The following is a 24,272-nucleotide window of genomic DNA, read 5'->3' on the forward strand; positions in this document are numbered from 1 at the left end:
TTCACATTTATATCCCATTACATTATATCCTTGAAACGCTAACTTTTGATTTGTAAGTTTCTATAACAAATTCCGCGAATTGATTTTGAAGTTCTATTGGTGGAACAATAATCTTTAATTCACTAAGTATTTTCAGATTTATATTTTTTTGTGCTGACTCTGGAGCTTGTGCTTCAAGTATTTCTTGAAAGAATGAAAACCAAAAATGAATAAATATATTATTAGTTTTCTTATTAGCAATAAAACCCACTACGCTATCAGGAAAACAAGCATCAAATTCCAATATAGCGGTCTTGGCAATATTAGCCGCAATTGTAATACAAAGAGTCCCTTTATCCCACATTTTACTCTGCTTTAAGCCTAGCTCTGAATAGGTAGAATTATATGAAGAAATATATAATTCAGCATTAGCTATATCGCCTGTCTGAATCAATGGATAGTTACCACCTAATAATTTAGGGTCATTCCTTGGTCTGTGTTTAGATACACCACGACCAAACTCACCCAAATCAGGCAAAGTTGCTTCAGGTTGATCATAAGAGTTTAATACCGGATCTCCAAACATCTCGACAAATCGACTCTTAACTAAATTATCCAATTTGGTAAGTTGCTGTTTCCGATCCTCTATAGCATCTTTTGCATATGCCAGAATAGAAGCCACTCTTTTTTGCTCTACTAGTGTAGGAAATGGTACTTCAATATTATCAAAATCTTTTTTTACAATATGCTTCATAGTTGCCCCGTGCATCTTAGACAACATATTTTCAAGATTATATTGAACTGCATAAACAAAATATTGTTTGTCCACCTCAACTTTGTCGAATACCACTTTAAAAATATGCTGATTCAACAAAGCTTTACCTCTATCCCAAATATGCACACCGAGGCTAGCGGACCATGAGATGAGGACATCACCATCATTAATTTCAATTTTTGCTGGGTAGTCCCCTTTATAATAATTCTGTTGATAACTTGTACCCGTCAAATCTTGAATGCGTACGATAGGCAAGCCTTCCTTGCACCAATCGTCAGGTTTGAAAGCATAGCCGTTTATATATGTAGCTATATCACCCAGTCTTTTTGTTTCTACCATTTATCCCCGTAAATCCGAATTCGTTTTTCGATTTTACGCAATGAATTTTTGATGAGACATTTTTACATTTGCTTGATTTACAATTGCATATTGCATGGTTGTATCAATCTGAGAGTGACCCAAGAGTCTTTGTACTTGCTCAATTGGCATACCTTTATCGATTGCTCTTGTTGCCATTGTTCTCCGAAATTTATGAGGGTGTATTTTCCCCATATTTAGCTTTCTTCCAAGTGCGCGAATTCGGATTTCCACTCCACTAATTTTCAATCGTTCATGTGGTGCATCTAATGTGACAAAAAGAGCGGGATTATTATCGTTTCTCTTACTTAAATAATTTAACAAATGAATTTTAGACTTAGCATCGAAATATACTTTGCGTTCTTTATCGCCTTTACCAAATACAACGCATTCTCGTGCTTCAAAATCAACATCAGATATATTCAGATTTACCAACTCACCAACTCGTATCCCTGTAGAATACAGCAAATCAATCATTGCTAGATCTCGAGGACATTGACAGTTATCCCTTATCAATTCAATAGCCTCGTCGGATATAATTTCTTTTACAGGTTGTTTCGTTTTAATTTTGTGAATTCGTCTCATTGGACTTTTTAAAATATAGTCTTCTTCTTCAAGCCACGAAAAAAAACTAGAAATATTTCGTCTTACATTATCCACTGTCGCTTTACTGCAATTATTGATTTTTTGATACTCAACAAGATATCTTCTAATCTCTTCTGTTGTTATCTTTCTCACAGGAGTTTTAATAATTTGAAGCAGTCTAGCTACTGTTGCACTATAGTATTGGATCGTTCGTTCTGAACACCCTTCGATACGTTTTGCATCTAAGAACAGCTGCAAGTATTCATCATTTGATGTTTCTTCTTTTTGTATTGTATTTTCCGAAAATGTCTGAAGTAAAACTTCCTGTAATTTCTTCATCTGTGAAACATTCAAATAATCCGCCATCTCGTTAATAATCATTACAATTTTCTCTTCCATGTTGATACCTCTTCTATCGATATCAACATCCTACACCTATTATTTAAATCACCTTTTTTTCTAAGTAACACTCGAGCAGATATGATGGATTTTCGTAATACATACTGCTGTTATAATCATCAATTTTGTCACTGAGAAAAGAGTTATAAACTTCGATTAGCGCGTCGATCACATCAATTTTTTCGTATTCTGCTACAGCTTTTATCAATCTCTTATATACTTTTCCGATGTCCCAATGGGATGGTATCGAGTATTTGCATTCTTTGACATTATCAAATGTTCCTAAAGGTATTTTTGCTTCTTGAATAAAATCTTCACTTATGCGATCTATATTATCGCTATGGTAAACATCCGCTAGTTCATAAATTTTTGAGATATTTTCTTTGCTCAATGCGTTGACTATATCTTTTCTTCTATTTTTCGTCACTCTAGCTATGTAATCGATCAAGGAGCAGGTAAAGAACAGATCGTTATCTTTTGTAGATTCTCTTCCAATATCTTGCATTACACAACCTCCTCAAACCCTCTATAGTTCAAGCATTTTAATGCTTCTTTCGTACAAAAATTGATTTGATGTGTCGGATACTTAAATTTTGCCAATACCCAGAATTGTTCTCTTGTTATGCTTCCATCCATATAATCGGAGATGTAATTATAAATTTGATCATCGGCCATTGCTCCAATCACAATATCGTATGTATGTGTCTTTCCACTTCTACAATCTATGATGAAATCTAACCATTCATCTGTCATTTCTCGGAATTCTTTTATTCGTAACTTAGAATTCAAGCGAACATCATAAGTGGATACAATTTTTGTATCATAACGTTTAGCCCATCTCTGCGCCTGTTCTTTGATGATGGTGCAATAAAATCCGTTTCCAAAGTCCTTTGTATTTCTTCCAATTCTAATTTCTGGGTTTTTAACTGGAGTATATCCGCCATGGTAAACCGTCATTATCGCCATTGAAATACTCCCTTCATTAGCCAAAATATTCTTGCATCAGACTATCAAAAAGCAATTGTGTTTTATCTAAAGCTGCTTGAATTGCAACTTTTGATTTGTCTACTAGGGCAACAAAGTCTGCAAATTCATTCTGCAATGTAAAAGGCGCAAATGGGACTTCAAAATTTTTAATCTTTGAGAGGCTGAGATTTTTCTGACGAACGCCTTGTCTTTCCTGCAAGAAAATCGGTTTCATAATATCAAACAAATAGTATAACCAAACAACGTTATATCCCTGCTTTGGATTTAAATTTGCACATGCTTGGTTGGAGCTCGAATCCTCAGTTAATATTCCCATTTTTAAGGCTGCCGTATCGTACATTCCAATCATCAAAGTCCCCTTGTTAAATAATTTTGCAGATGATTGTTGCAGTGCTGTCTCAGAAATATGTTCTAATGAATCTGGTAGATATAGTGAGTTTAATTCACCAGCACTATACCAACGAACACTCCCTTCAAAATACTCTAATTTTGCTCTGGTCGGTGTCCCACCACTTGTTAACACACCAATTTCCTCAACTTTTACCAAGTTGCTTTTATTATATTTTGGATCACCAAACATCTCGACAAATCGACTCTTAATTAATTCATCTAACTTTTGAAGCTCATATTGATAAGAAGAAATAATATTTTTCATCACATCAATAATTGATGATATACGTTGTTGTTCTTCTAATGAAATATCTGGCAATTCAAGTGATGAAAGAACATCTATTTTAATCCCTTTGATAGTTGCTCCTCGTGCTTTTGAGTTTAAATACCTGTTTTTTCCTTGAAGAAATTTGCATAAGTATTCTTTATTCCAAATATTTTCGTCAATACCAATAAGCGAAATAATGTCTTGGCTAGTTGACATGTCGACTGTATTAATCGCAACTTTTCCCACCCCGACTCGAGTACCTACCATAACTGAGAACGCCGGGACTATTTTCGCTGCACTTTCCATAATGGCTTTTTCGGTTATCCAATCAACAGCATTTGATTCATCAATATTCCCGCCATTTAGTGCTATTGTTGTAATCCATGGAATCTTACCGTTGAAATATTCTGCATTTCCCTTTGCTGGTGTTCCACCAGATTGAAATTTACATATTTCACCTAATTTAACTCCCATACTTTATCGCCAAAAATCCGAATTTACCATTCAGATTTTTCCTCCTTTCTATCCTTTTAGAAGCGCTTTGAGTTCTTCTAAATTCTTCTCAATTTCTTTGTTTAACGCTTCAATATCTGCAAGAATTTCACTTGTAGGTGGATATTCTACTTTTTCATAAACAACTTCTTTGTATTTATTGATAGAAAGATCGTAGTCATTCTCCACAATTTCTTGTTTATCCACTAAGAAGCTTTGTTCTGTTCTCTTTCGTTCTACTTCTTGATCTAAGTGATTAAATCTTTCGATAATATCTGGAATATCATTTTCATTGACTGGGGATCTCTTATCGTCTAATGAATATCCATCAGCTTTCATATCGTAAAACCAGACTTTGTCTGTTCCACCATGGCCTGTTTTCGTAAAGATTAAAATTCCTGTGGATACTCCGGCATAAGGTTTGAATACCCCAGAAGGCATTGAGATGACTGCTTCTAGTCTATTGTCTTCAATAATGGCTTGTCTGATTTGTTTATGGGCTTTACTGGATCCGAATAATACGCCATCTGGAACAATGCAGGCGCATCGGCCACCAATTTTTAACATTCTGATAAATAAAGCTAAGAACAAGAGTTCTGTTTTCTTTGTTTTCGCGACTTTCAACAAATTAGAAGAGACTGAATCCGCATCTAATGTCCCTTTAAATGGTGGGTTAGCTAGAATTAAAGAATATTGGTCTATATCGCCATTTTGGTCAGATAAACTATCTCGATATTCGATGATTGGAGATTCTACCCCATGCGTCATCATATTCATTGCGCCAATACGAAGCATCGTTCTGTCCATGTCAAATCCATGGAACATATGTTTCATATAATGTTCTCTATTTTCTTTATTCATCAAAATGTCGTTACGACATGTTTCTCTTAAATAATCACTTGCACCAACTAAAAAACCACCTGTACCACATGCTGGGTCACAAATTGTTTCTTGTGGAGTTGGTTTCATCAACTCCACCATCATGCGAATAATGTGTCTTGGTGTTCTGAATTGCCCGTTTCGTCCGGCTGTAGAAATCTTAGACAATAAATATTCGTATACATCACCACGAATATCAATTCCTGTGGATTTTCCCATTAGGGCATAAATGTCATCTAAAGAAGAAACAACTTTCGATAAGACAAGTGGTGTTGGTAATTTAAAGATCGCATCGTCCATATATTTTGAATACGCACTATTTTTGTCTTCGTGTAGGTTCTTAATAAATGGAAAGACCCATTCTTGAACGGTTTCGTACATTTTTGTTGCGGGTAAATCTCTAAATGTAGACCATTTTAATTGTTGTCCATCAATTGTTCTTTCCCCGATCATGACTTGATCTGAAAAAATACTTTTGAATGGCAAACCTAACATTGCACATTCTCTTGCGTTTTTATTGTCTGTATCATCCAAGTCATGGATGAACATTAAATAAGTAATTTGTTCAATGACTTCAAGAGGGTTGGTTAAGCCACCAGCGGCAAACACATCCCATAAACTATCAATTTTATTTTTTAATTCACCTGTAATCATTACTCGTTCTCCTCATTCCTCATAGATGAAACTGCTCTGTTCTCACTCCATTAAATGATTTCATACTTTAAATCGCTTTTTTACTCATATTTGGATACCTCTTCATTATTTGGCTTTTTGTGATTTGATCCATATTCTTTCTGATTTGTTCATACCAACCAAAAATACTCATCTGCTCTATTTCATCATCTGCATCTTCCAAAAGAAAAGCGCACAAAAGCCCAAAATAAACATAGATAGTATCTCGATCTCAATGACATCATGAATGTCACAATCGTAGACATTGCATAGTTTTGTCATATTTTCTAATGTAATCCAAACTTCAAGCAGTTAAAATCCAGTTTTTGTTTTCTAAAAAAATCAAATACTGCAATGATCTTAACTAAAGATTTAAATCACCATTCTAATTTTGAATAATCATACTTATAATAGACCATTTCTATCTGAACTCATATGAGTACTTTCACTTATTAGTGAATTCTCCTGATAGTTCGTTGTTCAATGAACATGATTTTTTGTATTTATCGTGTTCAATAGATTGGGAGCTTATCACATCTCGATTGAGTTATTTCAAGTATCTACTAAAAGGGAACTTATCATCCCTTCGGATTTTTTAATTCAAAAGACAAATCCCAAACAGTTTTACTTAGAACCATAATAATTATCAAATTGGATATTTTCTAATTACAAGAGTGGTGAGGCTTATCTTCCTGTTTACATTAGGCAGCAATGCAGTACCGATTGGAATCAGCGAAGTAAAAAAAATAGGACCACAAATGGCCCTTCATATTATCTTCTATTTATATTTTGCACTTATGCATTAAACGCAAAATTATCTTATTGACACTTTTTCCTTTTGATCAAGAGGAATAAACTCAAGTTTTAATCGCATTCCCATCCCTGCAGCTAAACGTTTCAGCATTTCTATACTTGGATTTCTCGTTCCATTTTCAATTCTGCTGATATCTGCCTGAGTAATGCCCGTTGCCTCGGAAAGATCCTTTTGTGTCATTTTTAAACTTTTTCTTGCCTCGATCATTGCATTGATAATGTCATATTCAGGCTCAAGTGCATCATACTCTGCTTTCAGTTCAGGATCTTTTAACAATTGTTCCTTATAATCATTATAATTAACCATGTCTATATCTCCTTTCGTAGTCTTTCTTATAATTGATTGCTCTAGCAATTTCACTCGGAGGTGTTTTTTGAGTTTTCTTTACAAATCCATTCGTAATGACCGCTTTGTTCCCAACAAAGAAGAAATAAAAAACTCGTGTAATATCTGAACCTTGCTGTGTCCTCAATTCAAAAATCCCATCCTTTATAGCTTTTGAATAAGGAGACCTCAAGTCATTACCATGTTGTTCAAGTAAATCAATCGAACGGATCACTCTAGCAGTCATTTTCTTATCTAATTTAGAAATAAACTCTGCTACTGGGCAATCCCCATTTTCTTTACTATAAAATTCAATGCATATACTCATTGCCTTTCCTCTAACTAAATTGTATGTTGCATACGACATATTTGTCAAAAAATTATGATCACTTTATGCATTTCACCAAATCGTATCTCGTATCATGATCACACTAAACATATAAAGAACTTACTTACTTCCTAAAATCATTTTAAAAACCATCTTTAAAAGCACCCAATAGATGTCAAAAATCGTTATCAATATCCGTAGTTTTCTCATCTCCTTTTCTGGTCCATTTTTCGTTTCCATTATTTAAGTTTTTACATTCGTATTAACAACAGTCGATAATATAATCAGAAACACCTTTTCATACATCCAAGGAAATTTGCTCATTCATCAGTTATTCCATGATAGATGTTACCGCTCGTATAACTGCGGCTACTTTCTTTATAAACATTTACTTAGAAAATTTTTCATCATTTCTAGAAAGAAGATATAGAGAATTCTGATCTATGCTCATTCCCTCTCTTTGAGCATGTTCTGCTAGAGATCTACGCAGATTTTTTGAAATTCACAATTTAAACTGCCCAGAATAATTTTCTAAACTATCTGGTTTATGTATCTCGACACCTTCATCTAACGTTACTTCATCCCATGCTTTTTTGGCACCCAAGGCATTTTCTAACGCGATCTCTATTGTTTCACCGCAAGTTATGTAGCCGGCAACTCTGGATAAGAAACCACAAATCCGTCTTCTTCTTTGTCTTCTACAATTTTCATGCGATAGGATATCATGCATCTTCCACTCTCTATAAAACACAAAAAAAAGCCCCGGAAGGCCTTATATAAGGTTTTCCGAGACTTGTAAAACTATTTTAACTTATTCCCACTCAATTGTTCCACATGGTTTTGGTGTTAAGTCGTAACATACGCGGTTAACACCTTCAACTTCGTTTAAAATTCGGTTAGTAATTTTATTTAAAATCGCAAAATCAATTGGTTCAATTGAAGCAGTCATTGCATCAATTGTATTCACGGCACGAATGATAACTGGGTATTCAAAGCAACGAGCATTGTTTTTAACACCAACAGATTTAAAGTTAGGAACGATTGTGAAGTATTGCCATACTTTTTGATCTAATCCAGCATTCGCAAATTCTTCACGAAGAATCGCGTCAGATTCACGTACTGCTTCCAAACGATCTTTAGTAATTTCACCTAAACATCTTACCCCTAAACCAGGTCCTGGGAATGGTTGACGGAATACCATATCATGAGGTAAACCTAATTCTAATCCACACGCTCTTACTTCATCTTTAAATAAGTAGTAAAGTGGTTCAACTAATTCAAACTTCATATCTTCAGGTAATCCACCAACGTTATGGTGTGATTTTACAACTTTGGCAGTTTTTGTACCTGATTCAACAATATCAGGGTAAATTGTTCCTTGCGCTAAGAAATCAATACCTTCTAATTTACGTGCTTCTTCTTCGAATACACGAATAAATTCCGCACCAATAATTTTACGTTTTGCTTCTGGATCAGCTACACCTTCTAATTTTGATAAGAAGCGTTCGCTTGCATCCACATAAACTAAGTTAGCATCTAATTGGTTTTTGAATACTTCTACTACGCTTTCGGATTCACCTTTACGCATTAAACCATGGTTTACGTGAACACATACTAATTGTTTACCAATTGCTTTAATTAATAATGCTGCAACGACACTACTATCAACACCACCAGATAATGCTAATAATACTTTCTTATCGCCCACTTGTTGACGGATCAATTCTACTTGATCTTCAACAAAGTTTTTCATGTTCCAGTTTGCTTCAGCATGGCATTCATCAAAAATAAAATGTTTGATGATTTCTTTCATTTCAGCTTCATCACTTGGCCATTCTTTTAATGTATTTGCACATTTTGCTTGCGCATAATCAACAGCCAATACAGGTAAACCTAATTCATACACAAAATCATTAACCGTAATTGCTTCACCGTTAACGATATTTAATGGGCCGCCGTTAATAATAATCCCTTTAACGTTATTTAATTTATTAAATTCATCAGCAGTAATATCATGTGCTTTGATTTCACTGTAGACACCCAAATCACGGATAGCACGTGCTAATGTTGTGTTCTCACTATTGCCTAAATCTAAGATTAAAATCATATCTTGCTTCATAGTTTTTCCTCCAACCAATGATTACCATTAAATAATATATTAAAAAACAAAATTTTAAAATTTATATTCATTATTCGAATTCAATTTTGTGTACTTTTAAATCCATGCAACATATACATTATATGGTTATTTATACAATTATTTCCTGTATTATTTTATATCCCAAATCATTTATGTATATTATATACTCATTTTGGAGTCACTGTGAGTACATATTGAGTACAAACCATTTCATTCTAACAATACATACAATTAAAATATTGTTTCACTCAATTTCTAACATTTGACTCATCAATTGTTTTATTATTTCTAAATTTGTAGAAAACTCAATATGACTCGCATATTTATATTTGCGACAATAATTCTTCCATAAATTCTGCAATGTTGAATCTTCACTTATTGAGCATAATATTTCTTCATAATGCTCTAATACAGAAAGTGTCTCTCTTTTTCTACATGTTTTATCAAATGCCAATGATAAATCATTATAGTTTATTGAACCGTTATAACGATCAAATAAAGTCGTTACATCATAAAAATCACGCATACGTGTATTTAACAATCCTCTAGAAAGAATTGTTTGGATTTTTTCTGCAAGTATTGTCTCTAAATTATATGACCACAGTTGTATTGATTTGTCTTCCAACAACAACGGATATTCATATCTTATTTCTCTAGGTGTAATCACATCACCTGTTGATATATCTATTTTGATTGGCACTATTAAATTTTCTAATTTTGCATCCATATGAATTCTTATTCCTGGATACTCCATATTGTCCATGATGTCAGATACATCATTTAAGATAAATTCAATGTGATCATCAAGAGAAATATCTTTAATTTCATTTACAATCCTTGTGGTTTCTTCTTTGGTTAAATCAAAATTACGTATTGTTGTATCAATATCCATAGTCGATCGCATCGATATACCAATCATAGAAGTAACCAAAATTCCTCCCTTAACAATGAAATCGTCTTTATATTTAGAATACGTTATTCTTTCAAGAAAACGCTCCATCATATAAATACGTAACAAAGTTATAGGATCCGATCCATTTTGTTTGGCAACATTTTTAATTCTACCTTTTATTTGTGCTGGAGTTAGATACATTACAATAAAACCTCCATATATTGTCTAATTATCTTTTCAATTCGAAATGCTTTTGCATACACCATTAAACGATTAAGATCCTTATCACTTCTTTTTAAATAAGTTTTAATCGCCATATTAAAATCCTGAATTTCGAAATTACGTCTACTTCTCACTAAATCACAAATTGTTCTTTCCAAATCATACATTGGGATTTCATGGCCAAATCGATTTGTGATTGTAGTCTTTCCTAAATCTAAAAGTTCCTTTTTAACTGTATAAACCTTATAACCAGAGTTTGTTAAAGCAGAAGGGTTATATCCACTATAAATTGTAATGCAATGCACAAAAGGTTCTCGATCAATCAGACCATAATAATATAAGGCATCATCATGAGAAATAACTCCTTTTGGGCAACGCTGTGACAAAACATAAGCTTCATCTTCCAACACATCTTTTGAAATATAAATACCTGGGCCAACTTTTTCCATACAATTCCTTTTTATAAAATTATAAATAGACTGTCTCGATACATTCGCATTCTTTAATTTTTTAACATTCAAAACCTCATTTTTTTTAGAATCCATTACTCCTTCCATACTCTCACCGCCTTTTACATTCTTGCTAATATTATACTTTATATTAGTAAAAATGTAAATCGACTTCAATTTATTTAATTATTCATATCCAATAATTTATGTGTTCATTTTGTACTCACGGTCAAAAACAGCATATAAAAAAAGTCCTTATATAAAGGACTTTTGATGTTTATTGAATTATTCGAACTCAATTGTTCCTGGGGGTTTAGAAGTAATGTCGTAAAGTACGCGGTTTACGTGAGATACTTCGTTGATGATACGATCAGAAACACGTCCTAATACATCAAATGGAATTTTAGCCCAGTCAGCTGTCATTCCGTCGATTGATGTTACCGCACGAATGGCTACGGCATAGTCATATGTTCTCTGGTCACCCATAACCCCTACAGAACGCATATTGGTTAATGCAGTGAAGTATTGCCAGATGTCTTCTTCTAAGCCAGCTTTTGCAATTTCTTCACGTAAAATAGCATCGGATTCACGAACGATTTCTAATTTTTCGTCTGTGATATCGCCAATGACACGGATTCCTAAACCTGGTCCTGGGAATGGTTGTCTCCAAACCATTTCGTGTGGAAGACCAAGTTCTTCACCAAGGGCACGAACTTCGTCTTTGAATAATGTATTCAAAGGTTCAATCAGTTTGAATTCCATATCTTTTGGTAAAGCCCCAACGTTATGGTGAGATTTAATTGTTTGTGCGGAATTTGTTCCGGATTCAATGACGTCAGTGTACAGAGTACCTTGCGCAAGCCATTTTACGTTACCGTCTTTGACAATTTTCTTTGTTTCTTCGTCAAATGTATAAACGAATTCGTTACCAATAATTTTACGTTTCTGTTCTGGATCACTAACTCCTGCTAGTTTTTTCATGAAACGATCTTTCGCATCAATTTTAACTAAATTGATGTTCATATTGCGTCCGAATGTTTCCATTACAGATTCAGCTTCGCCTTTACGTAACAGACCATGGTCAATGAACATTGCGATTAATTGATCTCCAATTGCTTCATGTAAAAGTGCAGCAACGACAGAGGAGTCAACTCCACCGGAAAGACCAAGTAATACTTTATCTTTACCAACTTGTTCTTTGATTTTTTGTTTTTGTGTTTCGATGAAGTCATGCATTGTCCAGTTTGCTTCGGCTTTGCATACTTTGAAGACGAAGTTTTTCAATACATCATTTCCATATTCGGAGTGACGTACTTCTGGGTGGAACTGTAATGCATATAAGTTCTTTTCCACGTTTTGAACTACCGCAAATGGGCAAGTTTCACTTTTGGCGATGAATTCAAAACCTGGAGCAAGTTCACTAACAAGGTCTCCATGGGACATCCATACAGTTTGTTTTTCTGGAAGATCGTTAAATAACAAGTTATCTGTTTTTACTTCAATTTCTGTACGTCCGTATTCTTTATAGTTACTGGATACAACTTTCCCGCCAAGGTTATGCATCATCATCTGCATTCCGTAACAAATCCCTAATACTGGAATTCCGGATTCATAAATTGCAGGGTCGCAATGTGGTGCATTTTCAGCATAAACAGAATTTGGACCACCAGAGAAAACAATCCCTTTGACATCGCCAAGAGCTTTGATTTCTTCAAGGGTCATCGTATTTGGGTGAAGTTCGGAGTATACACCGAATTCACGAATTCGTCTGGCAATCAGCTGGTTGTACTGAGAACCAAAATCCAAGACAACAATTTTATCTGGCATCTATTACCTCTCTCATCTTTCTACTCTCATCTTTCGATGATTTTTTATTTCATCATGCCTTGCGTTTTTTTGAAAAGTATCACTTTGGATAAACGACTTTTCGTTTAAAACAAGTAAGGATGATTGAAATTCTCAATAAATTCTTCTTTCTTATCAAACTAATCAACGTTTGTTTCAAAGTTTTTTCTAACTTCAGCAAACGTTTTTCGCCATGGTGTTGTCGTTGGGTTAATCACTTTGACTAACCACGCCACATCATGAAAAGCGTCATGTTTAAATCCTGCATTTTTTAATAAACCGAATTCTTCAAAACCATGTTTGGCTTGATAAGCAAGACTTTCTTGATTGGTTGCGGTTGTACAACTAATCAATCGACAAATACCCATTTCCTTTAAAATCGCCTCGAGCTTTTCATATAAAACATGCGTTAAGCCGTAATGATTTCCTTGGGCAAAATAAATCGTCAATTCTGCATCATATTGATATGCATCTCTTGCTAAAAACTTATGGGCATAACCAAATCCGATAATTTTGCCTTCATATTCAGCAACTAAATATGGATAAGACTTTGCCATCGCAATTTGTTTGGCACAAAACTCTTCATAGTCAGGACATGTCCATGAAAAATTCGCTACAGAATGCTCAATATAATAACAAAAGATCGCATAAACTGCGTCTAAATCTTCTGGTTTTAAAAATCGAACCGTCATTGTATTTCCATTCCTGCATCTGCCCCTAAAGACAAGTCAGATCGGCGACCATTGTTCCATGCAATTTCCCCGGCAATCGCAATCATCGTCGCATTGTCCGTACAACATTTCATCGGTGGCACGTTGAAATCCATATCTGGATGTTGAGCGGCAAGTTCTTGGACTTTTTCGCGCAGTCTGCTGTTGGCAGATACGCCCCCGCCGACGATCATTTGTTTAACTTCCGGATGATTTTTGATCGCTTTACGTACTTTTGAGAAGATTTCTTCTAATGCTGTTTCTTGGAAAGAAGCGGCTAAATCTTCCATCGTCCACGTTTCATTTTGTCTTTCCATGCGTTTAACAAACTGTAAAACACCCGACTTCAAACCCGAGAACGAGAAATCATATTCTCCTTGGGCTTTTGGCTGAGGAAGTTTATAAATAGGTTTTCCCAGTTTGGCGAGTTTATCAATTTTAGGTCCTCCTGGATAACCAAGGTTTAAAACACGAGCAACTTTGTCATATGCTTCTCCAATCGCATCATCTTGTGTTTCCCCTAAAACATCAAAGCTATTTTCATCTTTCATATAGATCAGTTCGGAGTTTCCTCCAGATACTAATAAAGCTAAAAGTGGAAATTGTAATGTTGTGTCGAGTTTATTGGCATAGATATGTCCGGCCAAGTGGTTTACACCTACGAGTGGAATATTGTAAAGCATCGACAATGTTTTCGCGGCTTGCACGCCAACATGAAGACAACCGATCAATCCTGGTCCTTGCGTCACGGAGATCAAATCGATATCATCCCATGTCAGTCCCGATTGACGAATGGCCTGATCAATGACAACCGACACATTTTCAACATGTAGACGGCTAGCCACTTCCGGTACAACACCTCCAAATTGAGTGTGCGTATCAATCTGGGAAGAGACGATGCTCGATAAAACTTCTGTTTGATCTTTGACTACGGCAGCAGCTGTTTCATCACAACTACTTTCAATCGCAAATACTATCATTTCTTCACCTATTTCTTTTACCTATCGTTTTTGCACGATATTGATTTCTATTTAAAAGCCTATCCCCATCAAAATTGCATCTTCGCCATCCGAATAATAGCGTTTGACTACATTGATCGGGCTAAAACCAAATTTTTCATATAAAGCAATTGCTGCTTGATTGGACTTACGCACTTCAAGTGTCATCGTTTCACACTCTTGGGCGCGAGCGATCTCGATTAAATGCTTTAATAAGATAGAACCTTTATTTTGTTTGCGATATTGTGGAGCAATCGCAATATTCGCCAATTGGGCTTGTTCAAAGGTAATCCATAAATGCGCATAGCCAATCATCGTTTGATCTTGATCATCGATGAAAACATATGGCGTTGAAAAAGGATTTCCTTCTAATTCATAACGTAAAGAATCTAAAGTCCAAGGATCACTAAAACATTGTTGTTCCAATGCTTCAACTTGTTCGAGATCCTCTAATCGCATCGTTCGAATCATACTTTATAGCTATCGTTTTCTTTCATATACGCCGGAACGAGAGCATGAACGTTTTCTACAGCTTGGGCAAGTGGCAATAAATCGGCAACGTTTTGCACAAAATTGCTTGCCTTTGCTACTTGATCTACCAATTCTCCTTCGCCATATAATTGACCTGGATGTTCATCCAAGAAGCTTGTTACTTCTTCAATTGGTAAAATTCCCATCCAAGTTGTGTTTCCCGCTTCAATATGTCCGACATAAGCACGGCCACCTCTTGCATCTAAAATGACATTTGCTTGTGGTACAACGCCGGCATACAGTTGTAATGTTGAAATTGTTTTGACTGTCACATCGGCTTGTGTTCCTAATAATTTGGCGGTTGTCATCGCTAGGCGAAGTCCAGTATAAGAACCTGGACCATCGGTAATCACAACTTCTTGAATATCAGCTAATGTCCAGCCGACTTGATCCAATAATGTTTGTAGTTCTACAAACATCGTTTCACTTTGTTTTTTAAACGCTTCTTTGACGACGCTTGCTACAACTTGACCATCTTGGCATAAAACCAAAATCAAGTTTTTCCACGCCGTATCCATAAACAAACTTTTCACGTTTATTCCCATCCTTCCAACACAGCTTGTGCATTTTTACCGGTTGCTTCCATGATCACTTCTCGTGAAGTCTCACCAGTTTCGCGAATTGAGATCGCAATGTGATCCGCTGGGATTTGTTGGGCAATGTAATTTGACCATTCCACAACACACAATCCTTCTTCAAAGCATTCTTCAAAACCAAGATCTTGGTTGCCATCTTCTAGACGATAAGCGTCCATGTGGTAAAGCATGCTGCCATCTTGTGTGCGGTATGATTTCATAATTGTAAACGTTGGTGAATTAATTGTTCGTTTAACCCCTAACGCTTTGCCAAAAAAGCGTGTCCAGGCTGTTTTTCCGGCCCCTAGATCGCCATCGAGCGTGATCGTCATCGTTTTACCTTTTAAACGATCCGCCATTTTTTGGGCAAAAGCTTCTGTATCTGAAAGGGAATTTAAAATCAGTTTCATGTGTTTAATTCCTTTCTCTTCTTCATGTGAATATTGATCTTTTTATTTTAAAGTTAAATCTTAAATTTGTTGATGAGTAATGATAAAAGCACGCTTCAAGCGCTTTCGCATATTTCTTATTAATGCAAATTTTCTTTTTTCTGTGGTGCTTTTCCTTGTAAACGATCTTGGCGCAGTTGTGCTTTAATCGCTTGGATTTGTTGCATGCGTCTAGCGACCTTCGCTTCACTGCCTTGATCGCCCGGATGATAATAGCTATGTCCAATTAATTTAGATGGTAAACAATCCATATCCGTCATGCTGTATACATAATCGTGCGAATATTCATAACCTTGGTTATAGCCAAGATCCTCCATCACTTTTGTCGGTGCATTGCAAATCTGTAGTGGCACTGGTTCTTCAAATGTATCTCGCACATCTTCTAATGCCGCAAAATAAGCTGTTTCTAATGCATTACTTTTAGGCGCTAGCGCAAGATACGTGACGGCATGAACTAAATGGACGCTGCATTCTGGCATTCCTAAATAAGTGCACGCTTGATAAGCCGCCACACAAATTTCTAAAGCGCGTGAATCGGCCATTCCCACATCTTCACTGGCCATGCGCACTAAACGCCTTGCGACATAAAGAGGGTCTTCGCCCCCTTCTAAAATTCTTGTTAGCCAATAGATACAAGCATTCACATCACTATTGCGCATTGATTTATGTAAAGCGGAGATCAGATCAAAATGAGCATCTCCCTTTTTATCGTAAAGCAATGTTCGTTTTCCTAAAACTTGTTTGATCATTTGATCGTCGACATGAATTCCCTTGACATCTTCGATAGAATTCAAAATGATCATTTCTAATGTATTGAGGGCCAATCTTGCATCACCATGGGCATATTGAGCAATCGCATACAGTTGCTGTTCACTGATCTGAATCGTTTTATGAGCAAACCCTTTTGGCGATTCAATCGCTTTTTTCAATAGAGCTTCGATATCTTCGATCTGCAACGGTTTTAATACGCAAACGCGACATCTAGAAAGCAAGGCCGAGTTCACCTCAAAGCTAGGATTTTCCGTAGTTGCGCCAATAAGGACGATGCTTCCTTTTTCGACATAAGGTAAAAAAGCATCTTGTTGCATTTTATTGAAGCGATGAATTTCATCGATAAACACAATCGTCCGCTCCCCCGATTTGCGCATCATTTCGGCCTCGGACATCACGGATTTAATCTCTTTGATGCCTGATTGGACAGCCGAAAAATTGATGAAATGACTTTTCGTTTGCGCCGCAATGATACTGGCTAGTGTCGTTTTGCCTACGCCAGGTGGGCCCCAGAAAATCATGGAGGGCACAATATCTTTTTCGATCATATTCCACAATAAAGATCCTGGCGCAATCAAGTGTTGTTGACCAAAATATTCTTCCAAACAAGATGGGCGCATACGATCGGCTAGTGGACGCAAAAGGGTAGATCTTTCCTCAATCTCGTCAAGTTTTTGTTGATTTGGCTGTGATAGATTCTCATCAAAAGAATCGAATAAAGAAGTCTGTTTCATATTTCTTTCCATTATACGGCAATTTAAAAAAGGATGCTTACCCTTGTTGATCTGCAAATCGCTCAAGTCATTTTTAAGCGTAAAAAAAGCCGTTTTTCGGTTTCTTCCCTACTCACGGCTTGTTCTATTTTTTCTTTATAACAGCATAAATCCCGCAAAAATCAATGCTTCAATCACCACACAAGCCAATAGCGAGCGCGTAATGAAATAGCGGTTGCGTTTTTTCTTGTCGATGGGAATATTGCCGACGATTTTACCCGTTTGACCATTAATGGCGATCAGCTTATCTTCATCATGGTCATAATCCATAAATAACAAGTAAACCGGACATAACGTATAGTTTGCCCCTTGTAAGACTGGTTTAATTTGTGCATTCGTGATTTGCAACATTTCATATCCAGCCATCGTATCCGTCATCGATTGTTGATACGTCACTTGGGCTCGTTCATTTGAGACTTCAAATGTCTTTCGTTCATCTAAATCATAACGTTGGGCTAAAAAGCCGGGTAAATATCCGGGATTGTACTGCACCATTTTTGAATAATCGAATGGTTCAAGCGCATCCATCGCATCCTTTGGCGTTTTGGAAGAAGCGATCACCGGAATTCGATCAAATGCTTGTTTGCCTTTGCGATCAATTTGGTAAACAAAGTGATCGGTAACGATCCAATCTCCGATTGTATGCGTCATTGTACGTTCCCCTTGCGCTTGAATAAATCCTGAAAGATTTAAATCAAACATCCAGAACGGTAAGTAAATGCCTTTGATCTTTTCGATCACATTTGCCTTGGAATATTCTGGTGGATAGAACGGTTTTGTTTGGATATATTGCTCGTAAAGATCCTCGATTTGTTTTTTATCCACTTCAAAAGGGATCACCATTTGCGGTTTAAATTTCCCACTTGCTTGTTGGTCAATCACCATTGGTGTTTGGCAAAATACACATTTTGAAGCGATTGCATCTTTATCCGTCACTAATTCCGCTCCACAATGCGGACAAGAGAAAACGACTAAATCCTCTTGAATGTCCGTTGAATCATCCGTCGCTTGCGCAAACCCTGCATCTTTTGCCTTACGTCCTTGATCTGCATCATGGTCATGATCATGAAGATTGGCGTGATCGGCGTATTCATCCATTTCATATTCTGTTCCACAAAATGGACAGCGCAGTTTGCCTAGTTCTGGTTCAAAGCGAAGTTCACCACCACAGACTTTACATTTATATTCCATTAGAAATGACCTCCACTTCCCACGTGGCCGCCTCCGCCACCTCCACTAGAGCTACTACTTGTATCAGCTTTAGGAACGGGCACACGAGTTTGATACGTCCGGATGAGTTGCTCATCTTTTGCTTCTAATTGAACGGGATCACAATAATCATCCGCTGTAGTTTTCTCTTTCTTATCTTGATGAAGATGCATTTTTGAATAAGTCATCATTGCCGCAATTAAAACAGCAAAGACAATGCCAAAGATGGACATCCCCATATAGAGTCCCTTGTTGAGTATGATATTGGTAAAAAATCCATATTTTTTAGTCGCTTTTGCGAGATGACGATCTACACGATTTAAAAAAGTATCCATCGATTCGCCAAATTCCTCATCCGCTAAATCATCCTCGACAGCGGAACTAATATCATCTGTATCTGATTGATCAAAATACTTTAAAGTTTCCGGTCCATAACCATCTACCCAATACGAGCGGTCGGACATATCGATGCAATAGCCAATATAGCCATCGGCAAAATTTTGTTCGCCATAACTTTCAATATAGTCTCTGGCATATACATCCGAATCGCCGACATAGTAGGTCGTCAACATCAAAACATTGATGTCATAATCTTGCGCAATTTGATTTGCTTTTTGATCCAATTCTCTTTCTTCTTCGCTTGTTAATAAGTCTGCATCATCGATCACATGGGAGGTTGCCGCTTGGATTGGCATTGGCCCCACAAATAAGACCATGAGCATCATCGAAAAAATAAGGGTTAAAAATCTTTTCATACTTCGTTATCTTTGCGATTTGAATCTTCGCAACTTTCTGTTTCCATTATAAGCAAAACCTATTTTAATTTTATGAAGTTTAGAAAAATGTAATTTTTCTCTTTTGTTATTTTTAAAAATAAGGGCGTGTTCTTCATCTAAAAAAACTCTTTTTGTCTTTCTGATAAGCTCCCAATCTATTGAACACGATAAATACAAAAAATCATGTTCATTGATAGGGGGCTTTTCTTATGGGAAGAAAATCAATATATTCTCAAGAATTTAAAATGAAATGCGTTCAAGATCATATCGATGGTTTACCTTATTCACAGATCATTAAAGAGAATGGACTTTCTAAAAATGATTTAAAAATGCTTAGAACATGGGTGACTAAGTATCTTCGAAGTGGATCATCTGCTTTAGAATCTGTTTCTACTAAATCAAACTATTCGGATGATCTTAAACAAATGGCTGTTCAAGATTATTTAAGTAATGAGGCATCTTATCTAAAGATTGCCACTAAATATGGAATTTCATCTGAAAGTGTTCTCCGGAATTGGGTATTAGCGCATAATATTGGTTTGCAGACGGAGGAAACCAACATGAAACGCAATGAAGTCGAACAAAAAACACTAAAAAGAAGGAAAGCTAAGAAATTTTCGCTAGCGCAGAAAGAGGAAGCGATTAAATGGTGTATTGACCATGACCGTAATTATCACGAAACTGCGGATAAATACGGATGTTCTTATCAGCAGATTTATTCTTGGTGCTCTAAAGCAGAAAACAAAGGTATTGAGGCGCTTGAAGATAACCGTGGCAAGAGAAAATCACAGGAACTTTTGAGTAGTAAAGAACTGCTGTTAAAGGAAAATGAACAGCTCAAGAAAGAAAATGAAATGCTTAGAAGGCAGGCTGAACTGTTAAAAAAATTGAATCTGAAAGGAAGGTGGTGATGGGAAGATTGCCAAAATGGCAGCGCATAGCAGAACAACAGAAACTACGCATTCGCAAATATGAAGTGATTAAAGAATGCCATGAAGAAAACAGATGGAGCATCAAATGGATGTGTCAAGTTCTAGAAATCAGTAGAGGATCATATTATGCCTGGTGTAACCGAAAAACTTCAGCTAGAGAACTGGAGAACACCAAGTTGCTTGAAACAATCCGCACTATACATAGAGAGAATAATGGGCTTTTTGGATATAGAGAAATGACTTTGTATTTGAAGAACGAATATGGAATTAAAGTAAACTCAAAACGAGTTCGCAGACTTTTGCGTCTAAATAATCTTCCTAGTAGTTACAGAAGAAAAGCAAGATACCAATGGAGAAGATCAAGGAGAAGATCTAATCCTGATCAAACTGCTGAAAACGTATTGAATCGTAAGTTTCAAACAGATTATCCAAACCAGGTGTGGTGCACAGATGTGACAGAAATCAAAGTACCTGGAACATCAAAAAAAGTTTACATCAGTACAATCTTAGATCTATACGACCGATATCCTATTGCGTGGAGTTTCAGTGTAAATAACGATAGCCAGATGGTTTCAGAGATGATGGAAAAAGCTTTTATGAAATATCCTGAAGGATGCAAAATTTTTCATTCCGATCGAGGAGTATTCTACACAAGAGCTGCATTTCAGGAAGATTTGAAGAAACGTGGAATTACGAGTTCAATGTCCCGCGTGTCCCGCTGCATTGATAATGGGCCAATGGAAGGTTTTCAAGGACATATTAAAGATATGTGTAGGGTATTACACCCCAACGTGCGCAGTGTATCCGAAATGAAAGAAGCTTTGGAGATGACATATCAGTTTTATATAGATAAGTATCCGCAAGCACGGTTTGAGGGAAAAACATCGGGTCAAATCAGAAAAGAAGCGATATCAGGGATGATTCGACAATATCCGATCAAACAGAATAATCGTATTAAGCAGTTCTGGGCAAAGATTGAAAATAAAAAGAGTCAAAACGCATAATGAGCCACTTAGAAAAGCGATAATTAAATATTGAAAAAGGTGGAGTGATTTAAATCACCTTCGGTGGGACCAGCCTACGCGGCTGGAGCGCGGCTCGCTCTGCTCTAGAAGTGGATTCCTTCCGTAAGCCTACTCGCACTATAGCCTCTCACAGAACCCGGTACCTGCCAAGGCACGCTACGCTTTTCTCCTTGTCAGGTACCGGAACCCGTGAGATTGTTTCGTTGCGAGGTAAGCGTCAAATGAATGACGTGTGTTATTAGAATAAAAGGCGCTGTATTCTGTTTGTAGCTAAACAGAATACAGCGCCTTAATTATTTGACTGAAGATATAAGTTTTCAGGAAGATTTTTAGAGTATGGAACTAACTCTTCCACTACTTTCTGTGGAATTTGCTCTTCTTTGTAATACTTCAATGTATTCAAAACGTGTTCTAGGTACATGAATGGGTTTAATCCATTCATTTTAGCTGATTCTAGCAGTGTCATATACCCAGCAGCCGATTCTGCTCCGCTGACACTGTTCGAGAACAAGAAATTCTTTCTTGCGATCACGAAACTCTTTATTTTTCTTTCGGCTAAATTATTATCGATCGGATAAATGCCATTTTCTATGTATCTCGCTAATTCTTCTTTACGCTCCAAGAAGTATGTTGCAGCTTTATGGGCTTTCGTTTTCTCTTCGAATCCTTCTGCTACAATTTCAACTTCTTGCACTAACTTTTCAAAACGAGGATTGCTTAGCTTTTTTCTAGCTTGTGTTCTCTGTTCAGTTGAACAATCGGAAAAGTTATTCTCGATTTGATACAGTTCTGCGATTTGTTTTAAAATGGCAACTAAACGATTTAAAGACTCATGTTCTTGAAGGAAGGCTTGAGCTTTTTCCGGAATATCATCGGAATTTTTATACGCATTCAAAATCTTTTTCAATTGGGCATAATCATCCCTACAGTTAACGGCATCATAAAAGTACCGTCTTGCATGTGCCAAACAAGATAGTTTTGTGCATCCTGGATAGGATCTGTAGCCTTGCAGTCCATCTGTCATGAGTGCGCCGGTAAAATCTGTCCCAAGCATACTTATGATAAATTCTTTTTTTCGACTTTCATTGAACTGGTAAAGAACCATTTGTTGTTGTGCATATTCTCCACTAACTCCACAGATCATATAGGAAGTCGATCGGTCTTTTAAGGCAAGACACTGTAGCGGTGTTTCATCCATATGGATGACATTTTGCTTCACTAGATCCTGATTGATCTGTTCGCAGATGGGGATTAGATATTGTTCATAGCACGTCTGTAAAATATTACTCATTGTCTGTCTAGACAGATCTACTCCCAAAGCAGAGGCGTCCTTTTCAAGGCGGTATAACGGTGTGCCCATCATGAATTTTTCATAAGCGAGTCCGGCAACAAGAGAAGTTGTGGCAATGCTCTTGTCAATGAGATCTGGTTCTTTCGGTTGAGCTTTGATGATCATCGATTTTCCGTTTTCATCTGTACATCCTGCCGGACAAACCTTTTTTTCCAGTTTGATTTTTCTGATTAGGTATTGAGCTGGTTGGTATTCAATAACGGTTTTTTCCGAATAATCTAAATGGGACATCTTTCTGCCACAGAATGGGCAGAGAGTGTTTTCATCGAGTTGAATAACATCGATGATATCGGGTTCGTGGTTTCTGCAGTCTTTTCTTGGTTTGTTTTTCTTAACGGCATCTAGCTTTTTCAGATCGTTTAATTGGTTGTCCAACTTTTTTCGATGATTTTGGACTTTAGCTAAAACTTCGCGATACTGTTCTTCAGTAATCTCACAGGCTTCACGTTTTTCGTTCAAGAATTCGATTGTGTCTTTTTCCAAATCAGTTGGTTCTAAGGTATCTAAGTCAAAGAGTCTGAGTTGAATGTTTTCAGTTTTTGCGGCAAAAAGAGCGTTTTGGAGATAATTATTGAGCTCTTTTCTGCCTTGAGATTCGCAGACTGTATCAATAAGTAAATTCACGACATCGTTTTTGTCCATGTCTTTTGTTTGTTCACGAATCTGAGTCGCTATGTTAGTTCGGATTTTTTGTTTAATTTCAGGATCTATTCTTACCATAACTGTATTATATCTTATTTATGCATAATATGAAACTTAATAAGATATTATATTAAATTTAAGTATGTTAAATATGTGTTTTTTCATATGTATATAGTTCTTGTCAAAAACCCAGCAGAGTGGCCTGCTGGGTTAAATGTATTTTGGTTTTTGAGGTAAAAATTGAGGGTCTGGCACAATTGTCATTCCGGATAGTAGAGCTTGTAACTGTGATGAGCTGATTGTTTGATATTGATTTATTTCAGTAAAAGGCCATTTTAAATGAGATCTAGCTAGACGTTTATAGACCAACCAGTAACCATTGCCATCATGGAGGATTCCTTTCATTTTATCTTTGGTTCGGTTAGTAAAAAGATACAAAGAACCATCCGTTGGATCTAGGTGATAAATTCCCTGAATGATAGAAGCATAACCATCAATCCCTTTACGAAGATCGGCTGGGTTATTCACTAGAATAATGTTTTTGACTTTGGAGAAATCTATTCCAAGATCTAAATAGCCGAAATCATTCATAATAAAAAGCCCCCTGAGATAACTGATCGAATTATCTCAAAAGGCTATTCATCTTAATACCCGTCATTCATTTGACGCTTACGTTGCGAGCGAGGCGACGGAAGGAAATAAACACCTACACTTTATTAAAAAAGAAGATCTG

At 36.4% G+C, this 24,272-nt stretch carries 25 protein-coding genes; 2 read left to right on the top strand and 23 right to left on the bottom strand.

Annotated elements, in window-relative coordinates:
- Positions 1 to 22 precede the first annotated feature (22 nt).
- The 21 genes from ALLST_RS0108335 to ALLST_RS0108440 all read right to left on the bottom strand — a co-directional run bounded on the left by ALLST_RS0108335 (position 23) and on the right by ALLST_RS0108440 (position 19,568).
- Positions 23 to 1,093, bottom strand: coding sequence for a restriction endonuclease subunit S (locus tag ALLST_RS0108335; protein WP_019893716.1), 1,071 nt, complete (start codon positions 1,091 to 1,093; stop codon positions 23 to 25).
- 33 nt (positions 1,094 to 1,126) lie between these two features.
- Entirely contained in the window at positions 1,127 to 2,095 is a 969-nt protein-coding gene (gene xerA / locus ALLST_RS0108340) for a site-specific tyrosine recombinase/integron integrase (protein ID WP_019893717.1), read from the bottom strand.
- Between the two features lie 43 nt (positions 2,096 to 2,138).
- On the bottom strand, positions 2,139 to 2,600 hold the full coding sequence (locus ALLST_RS0108345; RefSeq protein ID WP_019893718.1) for a hypothetical protein: 462 nt from the start codon (positions 2,598 to 2,600) through the stop codon (positions 2,139 to 2,141).
- Entirely contained in the window at positions 2,600 to 3,061 is a 462-nt protein-coding gene (locus ALLST_RS0108350) for a DUF3990 domain-containing protein (RefSeq protein ID WP_019893719.1), read from the bottom strand. Before ALLST_RS0108350 ends, ALLST_RS0108345 begins: the two co-directional genes overlap by 1 nt.
- A 16-nt stretch (positions 3,062 to 3,077) precedes the next feature.
- Entirely contained in the window at positions 3,078 to 4,214 is a 1,137-nt protein-coding gene (locus ALLST_RS0108355) for a restriction endonuclease subunit S (protein WP_019893720.1), read from the bottom strand.
- A gap of 48 nt (positions 4,215 to 4,262) precedes the next feature.
- Entirely contained in the window at positions 4,263 to 5,765 is a 1,503-nt protein-coding gene (locus ALLST_RS0108360) for a class I SAM-dependent DNA methyltransferase (RefSeq protein WP_019893721.1), read from the bottom strand.
- Positions 5,766 to 6,597: 832 nt separating this feature from the next.
- Positions 6,598 to 6,903 carry a type II toxin-antitoxin system RelB family anti-toxin gene (locus ALLST_RS0108370; protein WP_019893723.1) on the bottom strand — a complete coding sequence of 102 codons (306 nt, stop codon included), beginning with the start codon at positions 6,901 to 6,903 and terminating at the stop codon, positions 6,598 to 6,600.
- The gene (locus ALLST_RS0108375; protein WP_019893724.1) at positions 6,896 to 7,249 is read right to left on the bottom strand and encodes a type II toxin-antitoxin system RelE/ParE family toxin; all 354 of its coding nucleotides are present in this window, start codon (positions 7,247 to 7,249) and stop codon (positions 6,896 to 6,898) included. Before ALLST_RS0108375 ends, ALLST_RS0108370 begins: the two co-directional genes overlap by 8 nt.
- Before the next feature lie 502 nt (positions 7,250 to 7,751).
- Positions 7,752 to 7,979: a type II toxin-antitoxin system HicB family antitoxin gene (locus tag ALLST_RS10850; protein ID WP_245553769.1), complete on the bottom strand. Its 228-nt coding sequence runs from the start codon at positions 7,977 to 7,979 to the stop codon at positions 7,752 to 7,754.
- 81 nt (positions 7,980 to 8,060) lie between these two features.
- Positions 8,061 to 9,368, bottom strand: coding sequence for a glutamine-hydrolyzing GMP synthase (guaA, locus tag ALLST_RS0108385; protein WP_019893725.1), 1,308 nt, complete (start codon positions 9,366 to 9,368; stop codon positions 8,061 to 8,063).
- A gap of 265 nt (positions 9,369 to 9,633) precedes the next feature.
- Positions 9,634 to 10,482: a nucleotidyl transferase AbiEii/AbiGii toxin family protein gene (locus tag ALLST_RS0108390; RefSeq protein ID WP_019893726.1), complete on the bottom strand. Its 849-nt coding sequence runs from the start codon at positions 10,480 to 10,482 to the stop codon at positions 9,634 to 9,636.
- Positions 10,482 to 11,060 (bottom strand): type IV toxin-antitoxin system AbiEi family antitoxin domain-containing protein, encoded by a 579-nt coding sequence (locus ALLST_RS0108395; RefSeq protein ID WP_026472860.1) that lies wholly within the window; start codon positions 11,058 to 11,060, stop codon positions 10,482 to 10,484. Before ALLST_RS0108395 ends, ALLST_RS0108390 begins: the two co-directional genes overlap by 1 nt.
- A gap of 177 nt (positions 11,061 to 11,237) precedes the next feature.
- Complete coding sequence (gene guaA / locus ALLST_RS0108400) at positions 11,238 to 12,779, bottom strand: glutamine-hydrolyzing GMP synthase (RefSeq protein WP_019893729.1); 1,542 nt, start codon at positions 12,777 to 12,779, stop codon at positions 11,238 to 11,240.
- Positions 12,780 to 12,937: 158 nt separating this feature from the next.
- Complete coding sequence (locus ALLST_RS10580) at positions 12,938 to 13,489, bottom strand: GNAT family N-acetyltransferase (protein WP_019893731.1); 552 nt, start codon at positions 13,487 to 13,489, stop codon at positions 12,938 to 12,940.
- Entirely contained in the window at positions 13,486 to 14,487 is a 1,002-nt protein-coding gene (gene tsaD / locus ALLST_RS0108410; RefSeq protein WP_019893732.1) for a tRNA (adenosine(37)-N6)-threonylcarbamoyltransferase complex transferase subunit TsaD, read from the bottom strand. The genes ALLST_RS10580 and tsaD overlap by 4 nt, the downstream gene beginning before the upstream one ends.
- A 51-nt stretch (positions 14,488 to 14,538) precedes the next feature.
- Positions 14,539 to 14,976: a ribosomal protein S18-alanine N-acetyltransferase gene (gene rimI, locus ALLST_RS0108415; protein WP_019893733.1), complete on the bottom strand. Its 438-nt coding sequence runs from the start codon at positions 14,974 to 14,976 to the stop codon at positions 14,539 to 14,541.
- Complete coding sequence (tsaB, locus tag ALLST_RS0108420; protein WP_026472861.1) at positions 14,973 to 15,569, bottom strand: tRNA (adenosine(37)-N6)-threonylcarbamoyltransferase complex dimerization subunit type 1 TsaB; 597 nt, start codon at positions 15,567 to 15,569, stop codon at positions 14,973 to 14,975. Before tsaB ends, rimI begins: the two co-directional genes overlap by 4 nt.
- Positions 15,570 to 15,571: 2 nt before the next feature.
- Positions 15,572 to 16,021, bottom strand: a complete 450-nt coding sequence (tsaE, locus tag ALLST_RS0108425; protein WP_019893735.1) for a tRNA (adenosine(37)-N6)-threonylcarbamoyltransferase complex ATPase subunit type 1 TsaE — start codon at positions 16,019 to 16,021, stop codon at positions 15,572 to 15,574.
- 119 nt (positions 16,022 to 16,140) lie between these two features.
- On the bottom strand, positions 16,141 to 17,565 hold the full coding sequence (locus ALLST_RS0108430) for a replication-associated recombination protein A (RefSeq protein ID WP_019893736.1): 1,425 nt from the start codon (positions 17,563 to 17,565) through the stop codon (positions 16,141 to 16,143).
- A gap of 135 nt (positions 17,566 to 17,700) precedes the next feature.
- The gene (locus ALLST_RS0108435; RefSeq protein ID WP_019893737.1) at positions 17,701 to 18,795 is read right to left on the bottom strand and encodes a TFIIB-type zinc ribbon-containing protein; all 1,095 of its coding nucleotides are present in this window, start codon (positions 18,793 to 18,795) and stop codon (positions 17,701 to 17,703) included.
- Positions 18,795 to 19,568 carry a TPM domain-containing protein gene (locus ALLST_RS0108440; protein ID WP_019893738.1) on the bottom strand — a complete coding sequence of 258 codons (774 nt, stop codon included), beginning with the start codon at positions 19,566 to 19,568 and terminating at the stop codon, positions 18,795 to 18,797. Before ALLST_RS0108440 ends, ALLST_RS0108435 begins: the two co-directional genes overlap by 1 nt.
- A gap of 230 nt (positions 19,569 to 19,798) precedes the next feature.
- On the opposite strand from ALLST_RS0108440, the gene ALLST_RS0108445 reads away from it, so the two are divergent.
- Both ALLST_RS0108445 and ALLST_RS0108450 read left to right on the top strand, forming a co-directional pair.
- Positions 19,799 to 20,500 carry a transposase gene (locus ALLST_RS0108445; RefSeq protein WP_019893739.1) on the top strand — a complete coding sequence of 234 codons (702 nt, stop codon included), beginning with the start codon at positions 19,799 to 19,801 and terminating at the stop codon, positions 20,498 to 20,500.
- Entirely contained in the window at positions 20,500 to 21,525 is a 1,026-nt protein-coding gene (locus ALLST_RS0108450) for an IS3 family transposase (protein ID WP_019893740.1), read from the top strand. Before ALLST_RS0108445 ends, ALLST_RS0108450 begins: the two co-directional genes overlap by 1 nt.
- A gap of 310 nt (positions 21,526 to 21,835) precedes the next feature.
- On the opposite strand, the gene tnpC is transcribed toward ALLST_RS0108450, so the two are convergent.
- Together tnpC and tnpB are read right to left on the bottom strand one after the other, a co-directional pair.
- Positions 21,836 to 23,617 (bottom strand): IS66 family transposase, encoded by a 1,782-nt coding sequence (gene tnpC / locus ALLST_RS0108455; RefSeq protein WP_019893741.1) that lies wholly within the window; start codon positions 23,615 to 23,617, stop codon positions 21,836 to 21,838.
- Positions 23,618 to 23,749: 132 nt separating this feature from the next.
- Positions 23,750 to 24,130: an IS66 family insertion sequence element accessory protein TnpB gene (gene tnpB, locus ALLST_RS10585; RefSeq protein WP_019892745.1), complete on the bottom strand. Its 381-nt coding sequence runs from the start codon at positions 24,128 to 24,130 to the stop codon at positions 23,750 to 23,752.
- Between the last annotated feature and the right edge of the window lie 142 nt (positions 24,131 to 24,272).

This window comes from Allobaculum stercoricanis DSM 13633, from assembly GCF_000384195.1.
In the GTDB taxonomy this organism is placed as follows: Bacteria; Bacillota_I; Bacilli_A; order Erysipelotrichales; family Erysipelotrichaceae; genus Allobaculum; species Allobaculum stercoricanis.